This window comes from Bacillus sp. ME78 (genome assembly GCF_903970865.1).
In the GTDB taxonomy this organism is placed as follows: domain Bacteria; phylum Bacillota; class Bacilli; order Bacillales; family Bacillaceae_G; genus Bacillus_A; species Bacillus_A cereus.
The window spans coordinates 43131-60051 of sequence record NZ_CAJCKK010000027.1 but is presented as its reverse complement, the minus strand read 5'-3'; the positions used below and the strand labels follow the sequence as shown (position 1 = coordinate 60051).

Here is a 16921-nt window from a genome sequence, read left to right as displayed (position 1 = left end):
CTTTCTTCTGTTCTTCTGCTTTCTTCTGTTCTTCTGCTTTCTTCTGTTCTTCTGCTTTCTTCTGTTCTTCTGCTTTCTTCTGTTCTTCTGCTTTCTTCTGTTCTTCTGCTTTCTTCTGTTCTTCTACTTTCTTCTGTTGTTCTACTTTCTTTTGTCCTTCCGCTTCAATTGCAACGTTTAATTGTTGCTGAAGAGCCTGAATTTGCTCATCAATAGCTTTCAAGCTAATTTCTTTCTCAATATAGTCACGTTTCTCTTTGATACTGCGAAAGCCTTCATTTACATATACGGACACTTGCTGCATCGACTCATCTTTATTTACCTTTAATTCTTCTTGTATTTGATTATAAGGAGCTTCTATTTCAGTATATACATTTTGCAGAGCTTCCTTCTCAGCAACAATTTTCTCACGCCCTTGTTGCCATACAGAAATCGCCTGTTTTATTTCTTCAATAGAAGTTGCTTTCGATTTTCCCTTCATCGTTCCATACTCACGCTCAATAAACTGTTTATGTTTCTCAGATTGCTCTTTTAACGTATTAACTGTTTTCGGAAATATAATTGCTGTAGAAAACGTCGCTTCTACTTTCGTTTCATGAATGAACGCCGCTTCTGTATGCGTCATAATTTGAGATCCTAAATAAAACGTAATAGAACACATACACGGCAATATAAGCATCTTTTTAAAATTACGCGGTCTTTTCAGCATCTTAATCTCTCCCATCGAACATTACGTTCTTTATACAGAACATTATCTATATTATAGTAAAGAACTATTAAAATTGATAGACAAATACTAGAAAAATAGAAAAAGGGCTATCCATGTGATAGCCCTTTTTGTTATTATCTTTCTTCACCTGCTGTTTGTTGTGCATCAAACGTCCAATTTAATTGTAACTTATCGCCTTGGAATTGATTTTGATCTTTTCCATTATCAACGAACTCAAATTTCACTTTGAATTTATCAGATTTACCTGCTGAAATACCTTTTTCATCCCAGAACCAAGCCGATAAATCATTATCTACAGCTGTAAGTGTGTCACCTTTTAATTTATCTAAAGTAGTTTGTTTCACAATTGTCTCATGCTTATCTACATTTTTTAAGAATGTTACTTTAATATGTTTACCAAAATCATCTTTATTATCTTTCTTTACATCTTCTACATTATAATCTGTTTTCAGTAAAACCTTTTTAATATCTAAAGAGCCTTTATTTTCTAGTTTAAATTCTTTTTCAATTGTATCCCCAGGTTTTAAATTCGATACGTTAACAACTGTTGATGGATTTAATGCTAAATCCAGTGTCCCAGCCGCAAATGTATTGTTTGACACTTCTTTATCACTGAAAAATGCAAATGTTCCTCCACCAACTAACGCTGCTCCTAGTACTGCTGATGTAATACCCATTCCTAATTTTTTCTTTAAAGTCATGTCCATATCCCCTTAATATATATATATTTGTTAACTTCCTAAACGGAAAGTATAACCAAACGAACTAGACGGATTGTTCTACTTTTTTATCTTTCTTTTCTCCGTCAATGCTACGAATAGCCCCAAAAATAGAAATCGCGGAATATCCAAGTAAAAAGACTCCTGGAATAATAAGAAGTAATGCTGCTCCCGCTTTTGAATTCGCATAATTCAGTAAATAACCAACGTACGGAACTGTAATATCTGCATACTTTCCAACTACATTTTCTGCAAGTACTGGCTCTAAATCTGGTCCGTTGTTGTTATCCCCTTTTGTTTCATACATTACTTTTCCATTTGTATCTTTCACACCGATAATACGGTGAGTGATAATTTTTTGATCTTTCTCTTTAAAGGTAATAACATCACCTTTTTGATATTTAGAACCATCTTTGTTTGGTTCTATTGCAATGATTGATCCTGTTAAAAACGTCGGCTCCATTGATCCTGAAAGAACGCTCTTAAATTGATATCCCATCACTGTCGGATCACCACCGCTCGCTTTTGAAGAAATAACTACAAAAGCTAAAAAAACCATCAATGCAAATAAAACAAATGAGATCGCGTTGCTAATTACCTTCCAAATTAATTTCATCGTCTCTCTCCCTCTCCGTTGTTTTATATTATTTGAAGTATGCAATATCCATTACGTTCTTTAACAAGAACACAAGTAAATGATATAACGAACTTTAAGTTATTGCAATAAGAAAATTTACAATTATTAGTTATTTAAAGTATAAAAAAAAAGACTGTGCCAAAATTTTACACAATCTTTTTTTAGTAATTTATTTACCTTCTGATTTCATTCCTTTTGTATTTCGGCGCAACACTACATATAAAATTGCTCCAAATAATACAATCGCACCTATCCCAACACTTATTACTTTAACATTTGAGTCTTTTACTTCAGGCATAGTTGTATCTTTTTTAGGCATCGCAAAAGTGACATCTTCTGTTGAAAGAACATTTACCGTCGCAATTGTTTGATTATTTTTCGTAATATCAACTGCACCAACTACCTCACCACGATGTATTCCTTTATGATATAAAGATTCTTTATCTAATGAAGCCGCCCGGAAAATAGTTTTCACATTTTTTCCTTCATCTTTCTTAAGCATAAGCTCCGCACTTTGTTCCAACTCAGAATTAACATCTTTATTTAAATATGTTGTTTTTTGATGCCAATTATGTTTATCCAGCACCATTTGCTTCGTAAATTGACCGAAAGAATATTCCGCCATCTGCTTCAAATCTTCATAAATTTCAGGTCTTTGAGAAGCCATTACTACGCTTATAATACGGTTTCCATCTTTCTCATTTAATAAAACAAGTGTATTACGCGCTTCATTCGTAAACCCTGTCTTACCGCCAATGCTATATGGATTTTCAAAAAAATTAGATTTATTAAAAATAGACACCGTCTGCCTAGACGTCGTAACTGTCGTTCTTTTCGTATTCATTGCTTGTAAAATTTCAGGATACTTTTGCACACCCTTCGTAATCATAGCCATATCATACGGCGTCGTATAATGGTTCGGATCATGCAGTCCATTCGGTGTTACAAAGTGGCTATCTTTCGCCCCTAATTGCTTCGCTTTCTCATTCATCATATTAGCGAAATTCTCAACACTCCCGCCAATCCGCTCCGCAATCGCATACGACACATCATTCGCACTCAGCACCATTAAAATCATAAGCGCAGTATTTCTATTAATTGTCTCTCCAGGTTGAAACTCAATTTGATAATTACTCTTCTCTTGATCTAATGCTAGTTGTGAAAATGTAAATTGATCCTCTGGCTTTGTATGCTCCATGAGTAAAATCGCTGTTAACACCTTCGTCGTACTAGCAGGATATGCTCGGTGATATGCGTTTTTGTCATACATAACATCTCCTGTTTTCGCATCAATTGTCGTTGCAAACTGACTAAAAACATTCGGTCCTTCTGCAGGTGGTGGTGCAACTTGTTCTGGATTTACTCCAATATTCGTCTCAGCACGCAATGTCATAGGTGTCAACAAAAACAAACAAATAACTGTAATAAAAACCAAAATTTTCTTGAAATTTACCATATGACTCTCCCTTTTCCATTTACTCCTCTAACAAAATAAGAAATCTACCAATCATATGTAATTTGTATTAAACTGGAAGAATTTTCACTATTTTTTACTATATCATATTTTTACGATAAAGAACATAAATATACAATAAAAATAAGAAGGAATTACTCTTTCTTATCCTTCTCATCTATCAACGAATCTATTAACTTTTGACTAGCTTCCTCGGGCGTAATCTCATCGGTTATCCCCATAAACGACCAACCTTTAGAATCGACCCACTCAACAAACTCTTGTAAAAATTCATCATGTGTAACATCCACATCAAGAATCGAGCCATTAATCGAAATCGTTCTATTTTTAGACACGCGCATCTTGAACGTTTTTCTTACCATTACAACTTTTCTCCCTCTACTTCTGAATATTTATAAAGTGAAACTTTCATCAACCCTCACCAATCGGGATTTTACGGCCATCCCGACCCAAACCTAACTTCTTTACTTTTGCTAAATTTCGAGGTAAGGGATCTTACTGCCCGCAAATAGCGAGATAAAATAATCATGTATCTCTGTTATACATGATTTTCAGTAAATTGTAAAAAGGATATATTGGCCAATTTAAATAGCAAAAATGAAAATCTCTTACCTACGTAAACGTAATACGACATACAATCGCTCATAAATTATTAAATAAATCCATAAAAATATACACTTTAAAACATAATTGAGTAAGCCATTCTAGTCTTTTGGAAGATATTATCTAAAATAGTATACTAAACGGATAAAGGATATTTGAATAAAGAAACTGAGGCTTTCTATTTAGCTGGACTCTTAAGTTGTAGACTTAGAGACTGATGCCGGAATTCATATTTAATTTCTATTTCTGTACATAATATCGTAAGAAAGAAGGTAGTACTGTGAAAACAACAGAAAATTTTACTGACAGGGCCGATATATATGCAAAATATCGCCCTAGTTATCCTAATGAATATATTGATTACTTGCTTTCAGCTAACCAACTGAAAGGGAATCGGATTGTGGCTGATATTGGTTCAGGTACGGGGATATTTAGCCACCAGCTGCTTGAAAGTGGTTTACATGTTATTGGAGTTGAACCAAATGATGATATGAGGAAGATCGCTGAGCAATCGTTAAAACTATATTCTCGTTTTCAATCCATAAAAGCAACTGCTGAACATACCACTTTAAAAGAAAATAGTGTAGATTTAGTAACTGTTGCCCAAGCATTTCATTGGTTTAATAAAGAGGCTTTCAAAATCGAATGCCAACGAATTTTAAAACAAAAAGCAAATGTTGCACTTGTTTGGAATAGTAGAGATTTAACTAGTCCACTTATTAAAGAGAACGCAGAAATTTGCCAGAAAACCTGCCCAAACTTTGAAGGATTTAGCGGTGGAATAGATGAAACTCCAGAAGTATTTAACAGCTTTTTTAAAGATGGAAAGTATGATTTTAAAGAATATCAAAATGATTTACTTTTTGATTATGAAGGGTTTTTGGGAAGGAATTTATCAGCATCTTATGCTCCGAAAGAAAATGACGAACAGTATAAAAATTTTATTTTTCTCCTATCAGAGCTATTCGAAAAATACAGTAAAAATGGAAAAATTATTCTCCCGAATTTAACGCGAAGCTATCTAGGCAATGTATAAACAGCCTGATACAAAGAGACTTTGATCGAAATTAAAACAAGCCTAGCCCCTTCCTGAATGTAGAACGGGGTTAGGCTTGTTTTGCATTTTACCACATCAAATTCAAATGACTTTCGTACAATAAAGTAGAATATATTAGAAAACACCTTAAACTGAGGAGGAACTCAATGGCGCGTTGTACGTATTGTAAAACGAAATGGAAAGTAAAAGACGTATGGTCGATACTCTTGGCATTTGAAAAAGATTGTCCGTATTGTTTTGGGAGGCAATATCTATCAAAGAAAACAGTGAACGCTATGCCAGAACTTATAAGCTTACCTTTACACTTCTTGTTCCCTTTTCTTGTTGATTTGAGTGATGAAGGTCCTTTGGATTGGTATCGGAAATAATATAACCTCTACATCCAAAGACTACTTTCTACTAAATTCGCTTCTCATCATTATCCCTTTATACATTACTCTCATAATCGCTTATACTTTCCCTTTTGAAGATCCCGTAGCTCAGCAGAAAGGGCGTCCCCTGGACAAGGTTTATCAATTATGAATTTAATAAACGATGATATATGTATACTATTAAACATAAAAAATAAGCATTAGGTTCCAATCAAATATTAATTGAAACTCAACACTGCTTGTATTCTGTAATTCAGAATACAAGCAGTGTTTTTTATTATGCATTTTTGCATACAGTATTATTTTCTCTTGTAAATAGATAATAATGGTATATAATAAAATCAATTTTTCGCCAATAAATGGAATCAAAACTGTGAAATTATATGTAGAGGTTAGATTACTACAAGATGAAAGATTCATAGCGAATACACTCGAGGAAAAAAGCGTTCGATTAGATTAATGTTATAAAACTACTTAATGTGATATCTATGGAACGAATTGAGAATATACTTAGGGGGAATTTCAAGTGAAAACATTTAGTAAAGTATTATTAACAGGAGCTTTAGCTTTAGGCGGTTTAACAGCTATGAACATTGATACACCAAAGGCACATGCTGACGGAGCAAGCGAGTTCTGTCGTTATATTTGTGGTCCTAGCGAAACGTTGAATGGTGTTACAGTTCAAGTACACGCTACAGAATATAGCTTTGGTCAAAACGTAATTGCAAGAATTACAAATGAACGAGCTGAAGATATTCATTACAATGTCAGCATCGAGAAAAAATATGGCGATAACTGGGGAGAATATGATACTTTCTTCCATTGGCAAAATCAATGGATTCCAGCTGGAAGTAATGATGAAATTTCTACTTTCACAGGATATGGCGAAAACATTTCAGACAATGGAACATATCGCTATAAAGTTGAAGTTGTAAGTGCTGACGGTTCTGTAGATACAATTTACACAGCAGGAATGACAGTTACAGGACGATAGCTCATGAACGAGCCCCATTATTTATGATTGTATTTTTGAAAATATCATTGATAATCGCGGTGATATTATTATTAAAATAAGCTCTTCGGGGCTTATTTTTTATATAAAAATTGGAATGATAATATCCAGAAAATTAAATCTTTACACCATTAAAGTTTGTTGTTATTATAGGAATGCATTAAATGTTAAAATATTCAATAAATTATACAAATCCTTCGATTACACGAATGAAATGAAAACACATTGCTGATCGTAATATTTATAGTTGGGATCCCGTAGCTCAGCAGGGAGAGCGCCACCTTGACAGGGTGGAGGTCGTGAGTTCGAGCCTCTCCGGGATCATATGAAAACCCCCTTGATAGTCAAGGGGTTTTCTTTATGTAGCAAATAAATGATTATTATTAAAACTAAATTTTTTCCCTACTTCTTTTCTCCATTTTGGAGAAAGACATAAATTATATTAATCATCGCTCTGCGTTGTTCGCTAGAACTCGATTCTTTACTCTCTTTTGAGAGCTTTTTAAAATTCTCTTTGAAAAATAGCCTAATACGGCAATTTTTATATTTATTTATATAAATTTCTCAACAAAAAAGATCTACACAGTTTAACTATGCAGATCTTTGTAAATTTAAGTTTAAAAATGAATAGACGAATCCTATTTTTGCCCTAACTTGATTGCCTTTTTGATATTACTAAATGCACCTTTACCATATATTAATACGCCACCGCGGTAAACACGACTCGTTAAACCAATCATTATACATATTGTTGCGATTAGAATCCCTAATGCTAGCGCAATCTCCCATACTGGGATATTAAGGAATCCAATTCGTACAAGCATAACTATAGGAGTAAAGAAAGGTACATAACTAGTAATGGTAACAACCATGCTGCTTGGATTTGACATTCCATAAATTGCGATATACAAAGCAGCAAGTAACATAAACATCAGCGGCATAACAGCTTGAGAAGATTCCTCTATACGCGTAATGATAGAGCCAAATAGACAAGATAATGAGCCATATAACAAGAATCCTAATGTGAAGAATAGAATCCCATAAAACACTAGAGTTGGAGCAACAGAATTTAAATCAATACTATTTAAAATATCATTTTTCGAATCATTAATTGCTGTTTTATATCCAACAGTTGCGACCAAGCCCCAAATTATGATTTGCGTAATACCAGCCAATAATGTCGAGAATAGCTTCGCATATAAATGTTTGGTAGGCGAAATACTTGAAACAACTAACTCCATAACACGAGAAGATTTCTCTGTTGCAACATCTGTTGCTAATTGTGCAGCATACATTAATATCATTAGATAATTTAGCATGATAAAGACATTAATTAAAATTCCTACACCCTCAGTATGTTCTCCATCTTTAACCTTATCTGAAACCGTTTTGGTATGAATTTCTACTGGCGTTGTTAACACCTTTAATTCATCTTGCGATAGATTCAAATGCTGGGCGAAGTTAGAAGATTGTATTTGAGATAAAATCGTTTGAACCTTGCTAACATCTTGCTGATTTACATCCGTCTCAGTTATATACGTAGCCTTTAATTGTTTATTATTCAATTCCTCTACAACGATTGCATATGTATAATCACCATTTTTAACACCTGATTCTGCTTTTTGTTTATCCGTGCTACGTTTAACTTGTATCTTACTATCGACATTTTTAAACACTTGATGAATGGTTGAATATAATTCTTCTTTTTCTGTAACAACAACAACAACTTGATCGTCCTCGTTACCTGCAAACAAGTTATAAATCTTGTCAAAATTCATCAATCCTATAATTAACATAGAAACTATTATTGTAATAGCAAAATATGATTTTGATTTCACTTTAGATTTATAGTTTTGTAAAAAAATTGTCCAGAAACTACTCATTTTGTGCACCTACTTTCGCAATAAAGATATCATTTAATGTAGGCTCTTCTACTGCAAACTTTTTAACATACCCTAATTTTGTTATCTCTTTAAATAAAACATGTGACACTTCTTCATATGAAATTTTAAGAGTAACTGCATTTTTACGTTTCTTCATACTTTCTACACCTTTTATTTCTTTCAAATGGTCAAAGTCATGATCGCCAACGATTACAACGTTCTTTTTACCAAAATCACTTTTAATTTTGGCAATGTCACCCTGAACAACAGGTACACCTTTGTGCATAATACAAATGTGTTGGCATAATTCTTCCACATGTTCCATACGATGTGAACTAAAAAGAATTGACGACCCTTGTTTTTGCATATCAAGAACAGCGTCTTTTAACATTTCAACATTTACTGGGTCTAAACCACTAAATGGTTCATCTAAAATTAAGAGTTCAGGCTTATGTATAATCGCTGTTATCAGCTGGATTTTTTGCTGATTCCCTTTAGAAAGTTCTCCTACCTTTTTGTTCAGATGCTCAGTAATATTAAAACGCTCCAGCCAATAGTGAAGTTCTTTTTCTGCATCTTTACTTTTCATGTTCTTTAGTTTTGCAAAAAAGTTAACTTGTTCTTTGACAGTCATTTTCGCATAAAGACCACGTTCTTCTGGTAAATACCCAATTTTATCTGTAACACCATAATTTATAGGTTTACCATTCCATGAAATGGTCCCACTTGATTTCGATAAAAGTCCAAGTATCATTCGAAATGTAGTCGTTTTACCTGCTCCATTCCCGCCCAAGAATCCAAATATTTCACCTTTTGGTATCTCGATATTCAAATTATTCACTGCAACATGCTCGTCAAATTTCTTTGTTAAATCTTTAATTAGTAAACTCATTATCCACACCCTTAATTCCCAAGATGATTTATTTATACAATTGTATATCCATAGTCAACCACAATATTTTGCCCTCTAATGGCATCGCTTTTATCAGACATTAAAAATAAAATGACATTTGTTACATCTGAAATTTCAACAAATTCCCTATATAGAATTTTTTCCAATAACTTATTTCCTTCAAAGGACTTCAAATAGCTTTCGTTATTATTGTTTATGCTATAGGACAGTGAATTGTATACCACTGTAATGATTAATTTTTTATCTTTCAAAAATTAATTATTACCAACAAATGTTATATTTCGCATTATAAGGTTAGCATAAGATTTAAAATATTTAATATGCAATTTTGCATATTTTAACACTCTCAATTATTTACATAGCGTTGACCATCTTTATTTAAAGCGGCCTCCCACATTCACAAAATTCACTTAAAACAAGAATTTGTTTATCCATACTTTTTCTTTAATTTTTCATGGAAGAACTGAAATTAATTAGTACCCCTGTTAAACACCTAAATCTGATATTTAAACTAACTAATCTTCCTCTAATAAATTGTTGTCTTATTTAACTTCACAATTAATAGTATTCAGCAGACATAGTCACAACATCTTCGTACACCTCCTCATTAAAACTGAAGGAAAACTAATTAAAATCTGGTCCAGAAATTTTACCTTTCTACGCTATAGGATCCGCATAAGAAAACATAGAATACAGTACCTCCTCTGCTACAACTAGCTTTATGTCTTAAATTAAAAAATCATAATATCGAATTTATATAATTATTTTCGTGAGTTCAAATCTCTTCAGGTTCATAAAAAAAAGAGACACCATATCAACCTTCTACGTGATATGGTGTCTCTTTTTTATCTAATTCAATTACTTCCCACCAAACATCTTCTCCAAAGACTTTGCATTGGCAAACAATACTTCTTTCAAGTTATCGTCAGCAACGATTTTATAGTCGCCATCTTTGTCTTTCTTTAAGTTCAATGTAACTTCGCGAGTTGCCATTGCTGCATCTTTATCCGTTAAGTTTTTGATGATGGTTGAGGTCATTGTTTTTTCGATTGCTTTTTCAGATTGTTCTTTGTCTTCACTAAATGCGCTAGCGAAGGCCATTGGCATAACTTCTCCCACTGCTTTTGTTACAGCAACGGATAGATCAGCAGATGTAATTTTTACTTTCACTTCTGCTTTGTCATCCTTTTTCGATACTTCTTCTAGCTTTTCAAATTTAAAGTTCTTTGTAATTGCACTTAGCATTGCTTTTGCCTCAGCATCATCTGTTTTTTCATTTAGTTTATTAAATTCTTTGTCACTCTCAACAAATGTACGAGCCTTTTCTACATCACCTTTTTGTATCGCTGTTAAAAATTCTTCTGTAGTATCTTTCGGATTTGCACACCCTGCTAAAACACCTGCTGTTAATCCTACTACCATCATTAATAGCAATAATCTCTTTATCTTTTGCACGTTCATTCTCCTCTTATCTTTTCTAGTAAGTCAGCATCATACAATATTATGAAACTGACATTACAAACATTTTTTAGTATAGCATTTATATGATTCGTTTTCTATTAATTCCCAAAAGATAAAGGACCTTGCAGCATTCCTACAAGGTCCCTCTTCTATCAATCTGTATCCGTAGCACAAATGAACCACATTTTCTGTTCCCTACTATCTAACACCATCCAAGTAACATCCCACGCAACATCGTAAAACCAATCTGTCCAAGGGCGATAGCTTTCGAACACTTTAATATCTTCGTATCGATCTTGGAACATATATTGACATACATTGACTGCTAATTGTTTTGCGATAACTGGTCGTTCCTTAAACCCTTCATATGCTCCGCCCCACAAAATTTGCGCAGCAATGCTACCATCAAGCATAACTGCCAGCTGCTCTTTAAAACGAAACTTATATTTGTCTGATGTATGTATTTTTAACTCTTCTAAGTTATTGATTATGTCTAAAGAGTTGAAGATTCTTCTAAAGAAGTGCTCATGTCCATCTTTCGAATGTGGTATTTCTTTAAAAAAATTTTCGTTATGCACTTTAAAACAGCTTATTATTGCTCCACCAATTAAGTTTTGTTCCTTAAACGTGTTTATAAGTTGCTCAACAGATGAGTCATTCGTGTCTATTTTTTCAAACGTTCCCTCTTTCCATCTCATAATGCCCACTACTCTCTATTAAAAATTTGTTTCTTCATTATAAATAGCAAAATAAAAACCAGCAACTTTAAGGTTGCTGGCTTATCTCTTATTCATATTCGAAAAAACAATAACAACTGCTCCAATTATATAATGCCCTGCTACCATCCACATAGTCCGATCAAAGATCATAAGCGATAACCAAAGCGATATATTAATAGCAGCAAATAATACATATAAAATGAGGTCTCTCTTTTGTAGCACCTCTCGATTCATCAAAATATAAATTGCACCGATTGGCGGAAGGATGAAGCAAAGGAAAAAGACAAACGTTTTTCTTAACGACCATGGATATGAAGTTACTGTCTGCATATGAGTCTCCTTTTCACTTTATAGTACATGTAACATCGGTCTCACTATTCTATATTCGTCACTATAAGGCTCCTTTATGATTAAAGGTGAGTGCGGATTTTTTTCTGCCTCTATCATTGTGAATACTTCTGTTTTTTCTTGTACTATGTTGGATTCACTGTTTTTAGCAGGTTTTTTACTTGTTTCGATTTTCTTTGTTACTTCTCCGAGCCTTTTTCCAACTTTTTCAGCTTCGGCAGGTTCATTCGTAACGTAGTATTCTTGATTCTCCCATACTAACATAGGTGGCACTTGTTCTTGTTTGTTACATATTATATAAGTAGTACTAGCTATAAGTAGTAGACATGTTAATAAAAAGAAGATAGTTTTTTTATTCATATACTATTCTCCCTATCTATCATTTTATTAAATTATATAATATCAATTATATGTGGTAAATGGATTTAGTGGGATTTTTAGGGTTTTATACAAAAAGAAAAAACCTTACTAAAGTAAGGTTCCATTTTTTAATTTTATAGTGACCGACTTATTAAAACAATCATTACAATAATCGCAATAAACATAACAACTAAACAGCCAATCATTTTATAAAATCCTCGTTTCGTTAACGTCCCGCCTTGAACGTCTTTACGAATAAATAAGAATACAGCTAAAAATAATACAAGCCCAATGCCAAAAGCATACATCATTTGCATATATTAATCTTCCTTTCTCTCTTCCATCTTAATATCTTTTTGCCAAAACAACAAATGAGATAAAGACGGTACTCATTGTAAGTGCCATAAGTATATTCAATAATTCAGTAGCAGATAGTGTAAGTATTTTTAAGTTTAAGCCGATAGAGAAAAGAAGATAATATGCTGTTAATGCAAAAAAGGTTACAAACATTCCTTTATAACGAATAAGTTTCATTCGCTCGTCTTTTTCTTTAAATTGCGGATGCAAGTAGCTTAGGCAGAAACTCATAATCATCATCCCAAGCAATGGATACGTTATAGCTGGTGGTGCAGAATGCGTCATTATACCTGTTAATATCATAAATCCACTCATAAATAGAAAAATAACACCCATAATTACAAAGTACTTTTGTGAATAATTCATCCCTATTCCCCCTCTTCTTTTCCTTCATAAATAAATACATGTTCTATCGTTGTTTGAAATGTTTTTGCTATTTCAAATGCTAACGGAAGTGACGGATCGTATTTTCCTTTTTCAATTGAGATAATGGTTTGTCTTGAAACGCCAAGTTTCTCAGCTAATTTTTCTTGAGATAGTCCAAATTTTTTTCGGTATTCGACCATTTTATTTTCCAAGGAAATTTCTCCCTCCTCCCATATATCGAGTATATATGTAAAGTAAACTTTACGTCAAGGTTCCTTTACATTCCTTTTAATCATTTTTCACTCTATTTATATAGAAGAAACTTGTTCGATTTCAACACGTCTATTTTGTAATAAAACCTGGAACACTGTATGTAATCGTTACTATATTTCCTCCTCACCTTTTTTAAAATTTAATATCTTCATATTTGTTTTATCCTTTTAAAATATTTCATTCTCTTCTTTATTAGATGAAATGCGTTATTGGTTTTACGGTGTTTTTTGGCATATTTATAGAAACTAACGGGTTATGAAGCAATTTTTATGTTTAGCCACTTTTTTTGTGGAAATCCTTCATTTTCCTTTCGATAGTTAACACTATCGAAATAAAGTTTACGCTAAATTCATAATTTTTTATTTTTTATACTATATTCCGTTATATTGTTGTATAATATCTATGAAAGCGCTTGTTATTTCAATATACATAATTCTAATCAACTTTTATCAAAACATTCCAACGATTATACTTATATTTACATGTAACAATTCTAGTTTTTAATGTAGGTATACCAAATATATCCACCCCATTTTTCTGTAAAATTACTTTATAAAGTGAAAGATTAACTTGGGTGATAAGTTATTGTGAATGTTTTTTTACAAAACAGATAAGTAATAGTGTTTGGTATTATGTAAATTATTGTAATAACATAAGAGTAAAGAAAACATTTACATTGATTATTGATTCATTACTTATTGAAAAAGAGCAAAATGCACCTTTGTATGGAAAAAGGATTATATGCATTGGGAGGTTTAAACAAATGACGAGGAAGAATACAACGACAAACCCTTGGACCAAGTTCCACGGTCCGAACCTTGGTTATGTTATTGAACAGTATGATCTTTACGTAACTGGAGCAGGTTCTGTTGATCCGGAATTACAAGAGCTTTTTGAAATTTTTGGAGCTCCTTCGTTTCAAGATGATGTCGTAACAGGGGACAACACAGCAACACATTTTTCTCCTCAAAACACAGGTAACATTGAAAAAATTCTTAAGGTCGTTCAACTTGTTGAACAGATTCGTTCTTTCGGGCATACGTTGGCTCACATCAACCCGATGGAAGATGCTGCAAACGGACAATCTCTTCTTGAGAAAGCAATGAACGAACTGAGCGATGCAGACTTGAAAGCGATTCCAGCGAAAACAGTATGGCAAGATGCACCAGAAGGTATTCACACTGCACTTGATGTAATTCATAGATTAAAAGACGTTTATACAAAATCTTTAGCTTATGAATTTTCTCATATACAAGATAGTGAAGAACGCGCGTGGTTGCATCAAATGGTGGAATCAAATTCATTGCGTCAACCACTATCAAATAAAAAACGAACTGCTCTTTTAAAACGTTTAACAGCTGTTGAAGGTTTCGAGCAATTCTTGCATAAAACATTCGTTGGGCAAAAACGTTTCTCTATCGAGGGCGTTGATATGCTTGTACCTGTTTTAGATGAAATTGTTCTAGAAGGTGCTAAGAACGGCGTAGAGGATGTCATGATTGGTATGGCTCACCGCGGTCGCCTAAGCGTACTTGCTCACGTATTAGAAAAACCATATACTCACATGTTTGCTGAATTCAAACATGCAAAAATAGAAGGCGCAGTAGCCAATGCTGGCTGGACTGGCGACGTGAAATACCACTTAGGTAGAGAACAAGTCGTTAGTAATGAAGAAGTTAGCACTCGCGTTACTTTAGCAAATAACCCGAGTCATCTTGAGTTCGTGAATCCTGTAGTAGAAGGTTTCGCACGTGCAGCTCAAGAGAATCGTAAAAAATCTGGTCTTCCAGAACAAGATACTTCAAAATCATTCGTAATTTTAGTTCATGGTGATGCTGCATTCCCTGGTCAAGGTATTGTATCTGAAACGTTGAACTTAAGCAGATTGAATGCGTACCAAACAGGCGGAACGATTCATGTTATCGCAAACAATGCAGTTGGTTTTACAACTGACAGCTATGATTCTCGTTCTACAAAATATTCAAGTGACCTTGCAAAAGGTTTCGATATTCCGATTGTTCACGTGAACGCTGATGATCCAGAAGCTTGTCTTGCTGCTGCAAACCTTGCGATTCAATATCGCATGTTGTTCAAAAAAGATTTCTTAATCGATTTAATTGGTTACCGTCGCTATGGTCATAACGAAATGGATGACCCAGCAGTTACACAACCACAAGTGTACAAAAAGATTAAAAATCACCCAACTGTAAGAGCAATTTATGCAGATCAATTACAAGCTGCTGGTGTTCTAAATGCAGATGAAATTGAAACAATTACACAGTTTACACAAGAGCAATTAAAATCTGACTATGCACAAGTACCACCAGCTGATACGAGCGATGCAACAATTCACGTTAAAGTGCCAGATGTTGTTGCAAAAGGTATTCAGCCAATTGATACTGGTGTTGAGCTTGACTCACTTCGTGCAATTAATGAAGGTCTATTATCTTGGCCAGAAGGCTTTAACGTATATCCGAAAGTGAAGAAAATTCTTGAGCGCCGTAAAGATGCTCTTGAAGAGAACGGTAAAATTGAATGGGCACTTGCTGAGTCATTAGCATTCGCTTCTATTTTACAAGAAGGTACGCCAATTCGCTTAACTGGTCAAGATTCACAGCGTGGTACATTCGCGCACCGTCATATCGTATTACACGATACTGATACAAATGAAACATATTCACCATTACACCGCTTACCAAACATTAATGCATCCTTCTCTGTTCATAACAGTCCGTTATCAGAAGCTGCTGTTGTTGGTTACGAGTATGGTTATAACGTATTCGCTCCAGAAACTCTTGTTATGTGGGAAGCGCAATATGGTGACTTCTCAAATACTGCGCAAGCATTATTTGATCAATATGTTTCAGCTGGAAGAGCAAAATGGGGTCAAAAATCTGGTTTAGTTCTTCTATTACCACACGGTTATGAAGGTCAAGGACCAGAGCACTCTAGTGCACGTCCTGAACGTTTCTTACAGTTAGCTGCTGAGAACAACTGGACAGTTGCAAACTTAACGAGCGCGGCACAATACTTCCATATTTTACGTCGTCAAGCATCTATCTTAGGAACCGAAGCTGTTCGACCATTAGTACTGATGACGCCAAAGAGTTTATTACGTCACCCACTTACGCTTTCAACTGCTAGTCAGTTAAGCGAAGGACGTTTCCAACCTGCTTTAGAACAAGAAAACCTTGGCACAAAACCAAACAAAGTAAAACGTCTTGTTTTAAGTACAGGTAAAATGGCGATTGACTTAGCAGCAGAAATTGAGTCTAGTAAACATGAGTACAACTTAGATGAGGTTCATGTCGTTCGCATTGAGCAGTTGTACCCATTCCCTGCTGAGAAAGTTCAATCTATTATTAAACGCTTTAAAAACTTAGAAGAAATTATTTGGGTTCAAGAAGAACCTCGTAATATGGGCGCATGGCATTACATGGCTCCAATTCTGTTCGAACTAGCTGGAGATAAAGTGAAAACGGGTTACATTGGACGCCCAGATCGCTCTAGCCCATCTGGCGGCGATCCATTCGCTCACAAAGCTGAGCAAGAACTAATTGTTGCACACGCTTTAGATGTGAAGTATAACTTCCGTCAAGATAAACTAGAAATTGAAGTTTTCAGCAATTAAAAAGTAA

19 protein-coding genes and 1 tRNA gene are annotated in these 16921 nt (G+C 34.0%); 5 read left to right on the top strand and 15 right to left on the bottom strand.

Going from position 1 to position 16921, the window contains the following annotated elements:
- The 5 genes from H6481_RS22725 to H6481_RS22705 form a co-directional block, all read right to left on the bottom strand.
- Positions 1 to 724: DUF4047 domain-containing protein (locus H6481_RS22725; RefSeq protein ID WP_182813278.1), on the bottom strand; the 724-nt coding region annotated here is incomplete at its 3' end.
- A gap of 119 nt (positions 725 to 843) precedes the next feature.
- Positions 844 to 1431: a CalY family protein gene (locus tag H6481_RS22720; protein ID WP_000172852.1), complete on the bottom strand. Its 588-nt coding sequence runs from the start codon at positions 1429 to 1431 to the stop codon at positions 844 to 846.
- Positions 1432 to 1495: 64 nt separating this feature from the next.
- Positions 1496 to 2065, bottom strand: coding sequence for a signal peptidase I (locus H6481_RS22715; RefSeq protein WP_000767802.1), 570 nt, complete (start codon positions 2063 to 2065; stop codon positions 1496 to 1498).
- Positions 2066 to 2255: 190 nt separating this feature from the next.
- Positions 2256 to 3542, bottom strand: a complete 1287-nt coding sequence (locus H6481_RS22710) for a D-alanyl-D-alanine carboxypeptidase family protein (protein WP_016513126.1) — start codon at positions 3540 to 3542, stop codon at positions 2256 to 2258.
- Positions 3543 to 3694: 152 nt separating this feature from the next.
- Positions 3695 to 3922 carry a hypothetical protein gene (locus H6481_RS22705; RefSeq protein ID WP_000251856.1) on the bottom strand — a complete coding sequence of 76 codons (228 nt, stop codon included), beginning with the start codon at positions 3920 to 3922 and terminating at the stop codon, positions 3695 to 3697.
- Between the two features lie 521 nt (positions 3923 to 4443).
- Between H6481_RS22705 and H6481_RS22700 the strand changes: the two genes are divergently transcribed.
- The 4 genes from H6481_RS22700 (at position 4444) to H6481_RS22685 (ending at position 6927) form a co-directional block, all read left to right on the top strand.
- Positions 4444 to 5199, top strand: a complete 756-nt coding sequence (locus H6481_RS22700) for a class I SAM-dependent methyltransferase (RefSeq protein ID WP_182813276.1) — start codon at positions 4444 to 4446, stop codon at positions 5197 to 5199.
- Positions 5200 to 5366: 167 nt separating this feature from the next.
- Positions 5367 to 5588: a hypothetical protein gene (locus tag H6481_RS22695; protein WP_000090211.1), complete on the top strand. Its 222-nt coding sequence runs from the start codon at positions 5367 to 5369 to the stop codon at positions 5586 to 5588.
- 529 nt (positions 5589 to 6117) lie between these two features.
- Positions 6118 to 6585 (top strand): hypothetical protein, encoded by a 468-nt coding sequence (locus H6481_RS22690; protein ID WP_097920403.1) that lies wholly within the window; start codon positions 6118 to 6120, stop codon positions 6583 to 6585.
- Positions 6586 to 6854: 269 nt separating this feature from the next.
- Positions 6855 to 6927, top strand: a tRNA-Val gene (locus tag H6481_RS22685).
- A 314-nt stretch (positions 6928 to 7241) separates the two neighbouring features.
- Here the strand turns inward: H6481_RS22685 and H6481_RS22680 are convergent.
- The 10 genes from H6481_RS22680 to H6481_RS22635 form a co-directional block, all read right to left on the bottom strand.
- Complete coding sequence (locus tag H6481_RS22680; RefSeq protein ID WP_182813274.1) at positions 7242 to 8486, bottom strand: ABC transporter permease; 1245 nt, start codon at positions 8484 to 8486, stop codon at positions 7242 to 7244.
- On the bottom strand, positions 8479 to 9378 hold the full coding sequence (locus H6481_RS22675; protein WP_000054722.1) for an ABC transporter ATP-binding protein: 900 nt from the start codon (positions 9376 to 9378) through the stop codon (positions 8479 to 8481). Before H6481_RS22675 ends, H6481_RS22680 begins: the two co-directional genes overlap by 8 nt.
- A gap of 32 nt (positions 9379 to 9410) precedes the next feature.
- Positions 9411 to 9545 (bottom strand): SDR family oxidoreductase, encoded by a 135-nt coding sequence (locus tag H6481_RS22670; protein ID WP_241846027.1) that lies wholly within the window; start codon positions 9543 to 9545, stop codon positions 9411 to 9413.
- 712 nt (positions 9546 to 10257) lie between these two features.
- Positions 10258 to 10854, bottom strand: a complete 597-nt coding sequence (locus H6481_RS22665; RefSeq protein WP_001169495.1) for a DUF4878 domain-containing protein — start codon at positions 10852 to 10854, stop codon at positions 10258 to 10260.
- Between the two features lie 158 nt (positions 10855 to 11012).
- Complete coding sequence (locus tag H6481_RS22660) at positions 11013 to 11558, bottom strand: hypothetical protein (protein WP_001267330.1); 546 nt, start codon at positions 11556 to 11558, stop codon at positions 11013 to 11015.
- 81 nt (positions 11559 to 11639) lie between these two features.
- Positions 11640 to 11909, bottom strand: a complete 270-nt coding sequence (locus H6481_RS22655) for a hypothetical protein (protein ID WP_071730676.1) — start codon at positions 11907 to 11909, stop codon at positions 11640 to 11642.
- A gap of 18 nt (positions 11910 to 11927) precedes the next feature.
- Positions 11928 to 12287 (bottom strand): hypothetical protein, encoded by a 360-nt coding sequence (locus H6481_RS22650; protein ID WP_182813272.1) that lies wholly within the window; start codon positions 12285 to 12287, stop codon positions 11928 to 11930.
- A gap of 134 nt (positions 12288 to 12421) precedes the next feature.
- The gene (locus H6481_RS22645) at positions 12422 to 12604 is read right to left on the bottom strand and encodes a DUF3976 domain-containing protein (protein WP_001178303.1); all 183 of its coding nucleotides are present in this window, start codon (positions 12602 to 12604) and stop codon (positions 12422 to 12424) included.
- 28 nt (positions 12605 to 12632) lie between these two features.
- Positions 12633 to 13010, bottom strand: a complete 378-nt coding sequence (locus H6481_RS22640) for a hypothetical protein (protein ID WP_048564894.1) — start codon at positions 13008 to 13010, stop codon at positions 12633 to 12635.
- A 2-nt stretch (positions 13011 to 13012) separates the two neighbouring features.
- On the bottom strand, positions 13013 to 13222 hold the full coding sequence (locus tag H6481_RS22635; RefSeq protein WP_000428506.1) for a helix-turn-helix transcriptional regulator: 210 nt from the start codon (positions 13220 to 13222) through the stop codon (positions 13013 to 13015).
- Positions 13223 to 14046: 824 nt separating this feature from the next.
- Between H6481_RS22635 and odhA the strand changes: the two genes are divergently transcribed.
- Positions 14047 to 16914: a 2-oxoglutarate dehydrogenase E1 component gene (gene odhA / locus H6481_RS22630; protein ID WP_182813270.1), complete on the top strand. Its 2868-nt coding sequence runs from the start codon at positions 14047 to 14049 to the stop codon at positions 16912 to 16914.
- Positions 16915 to 16921 lie beyond the last annotated feature (7 nt).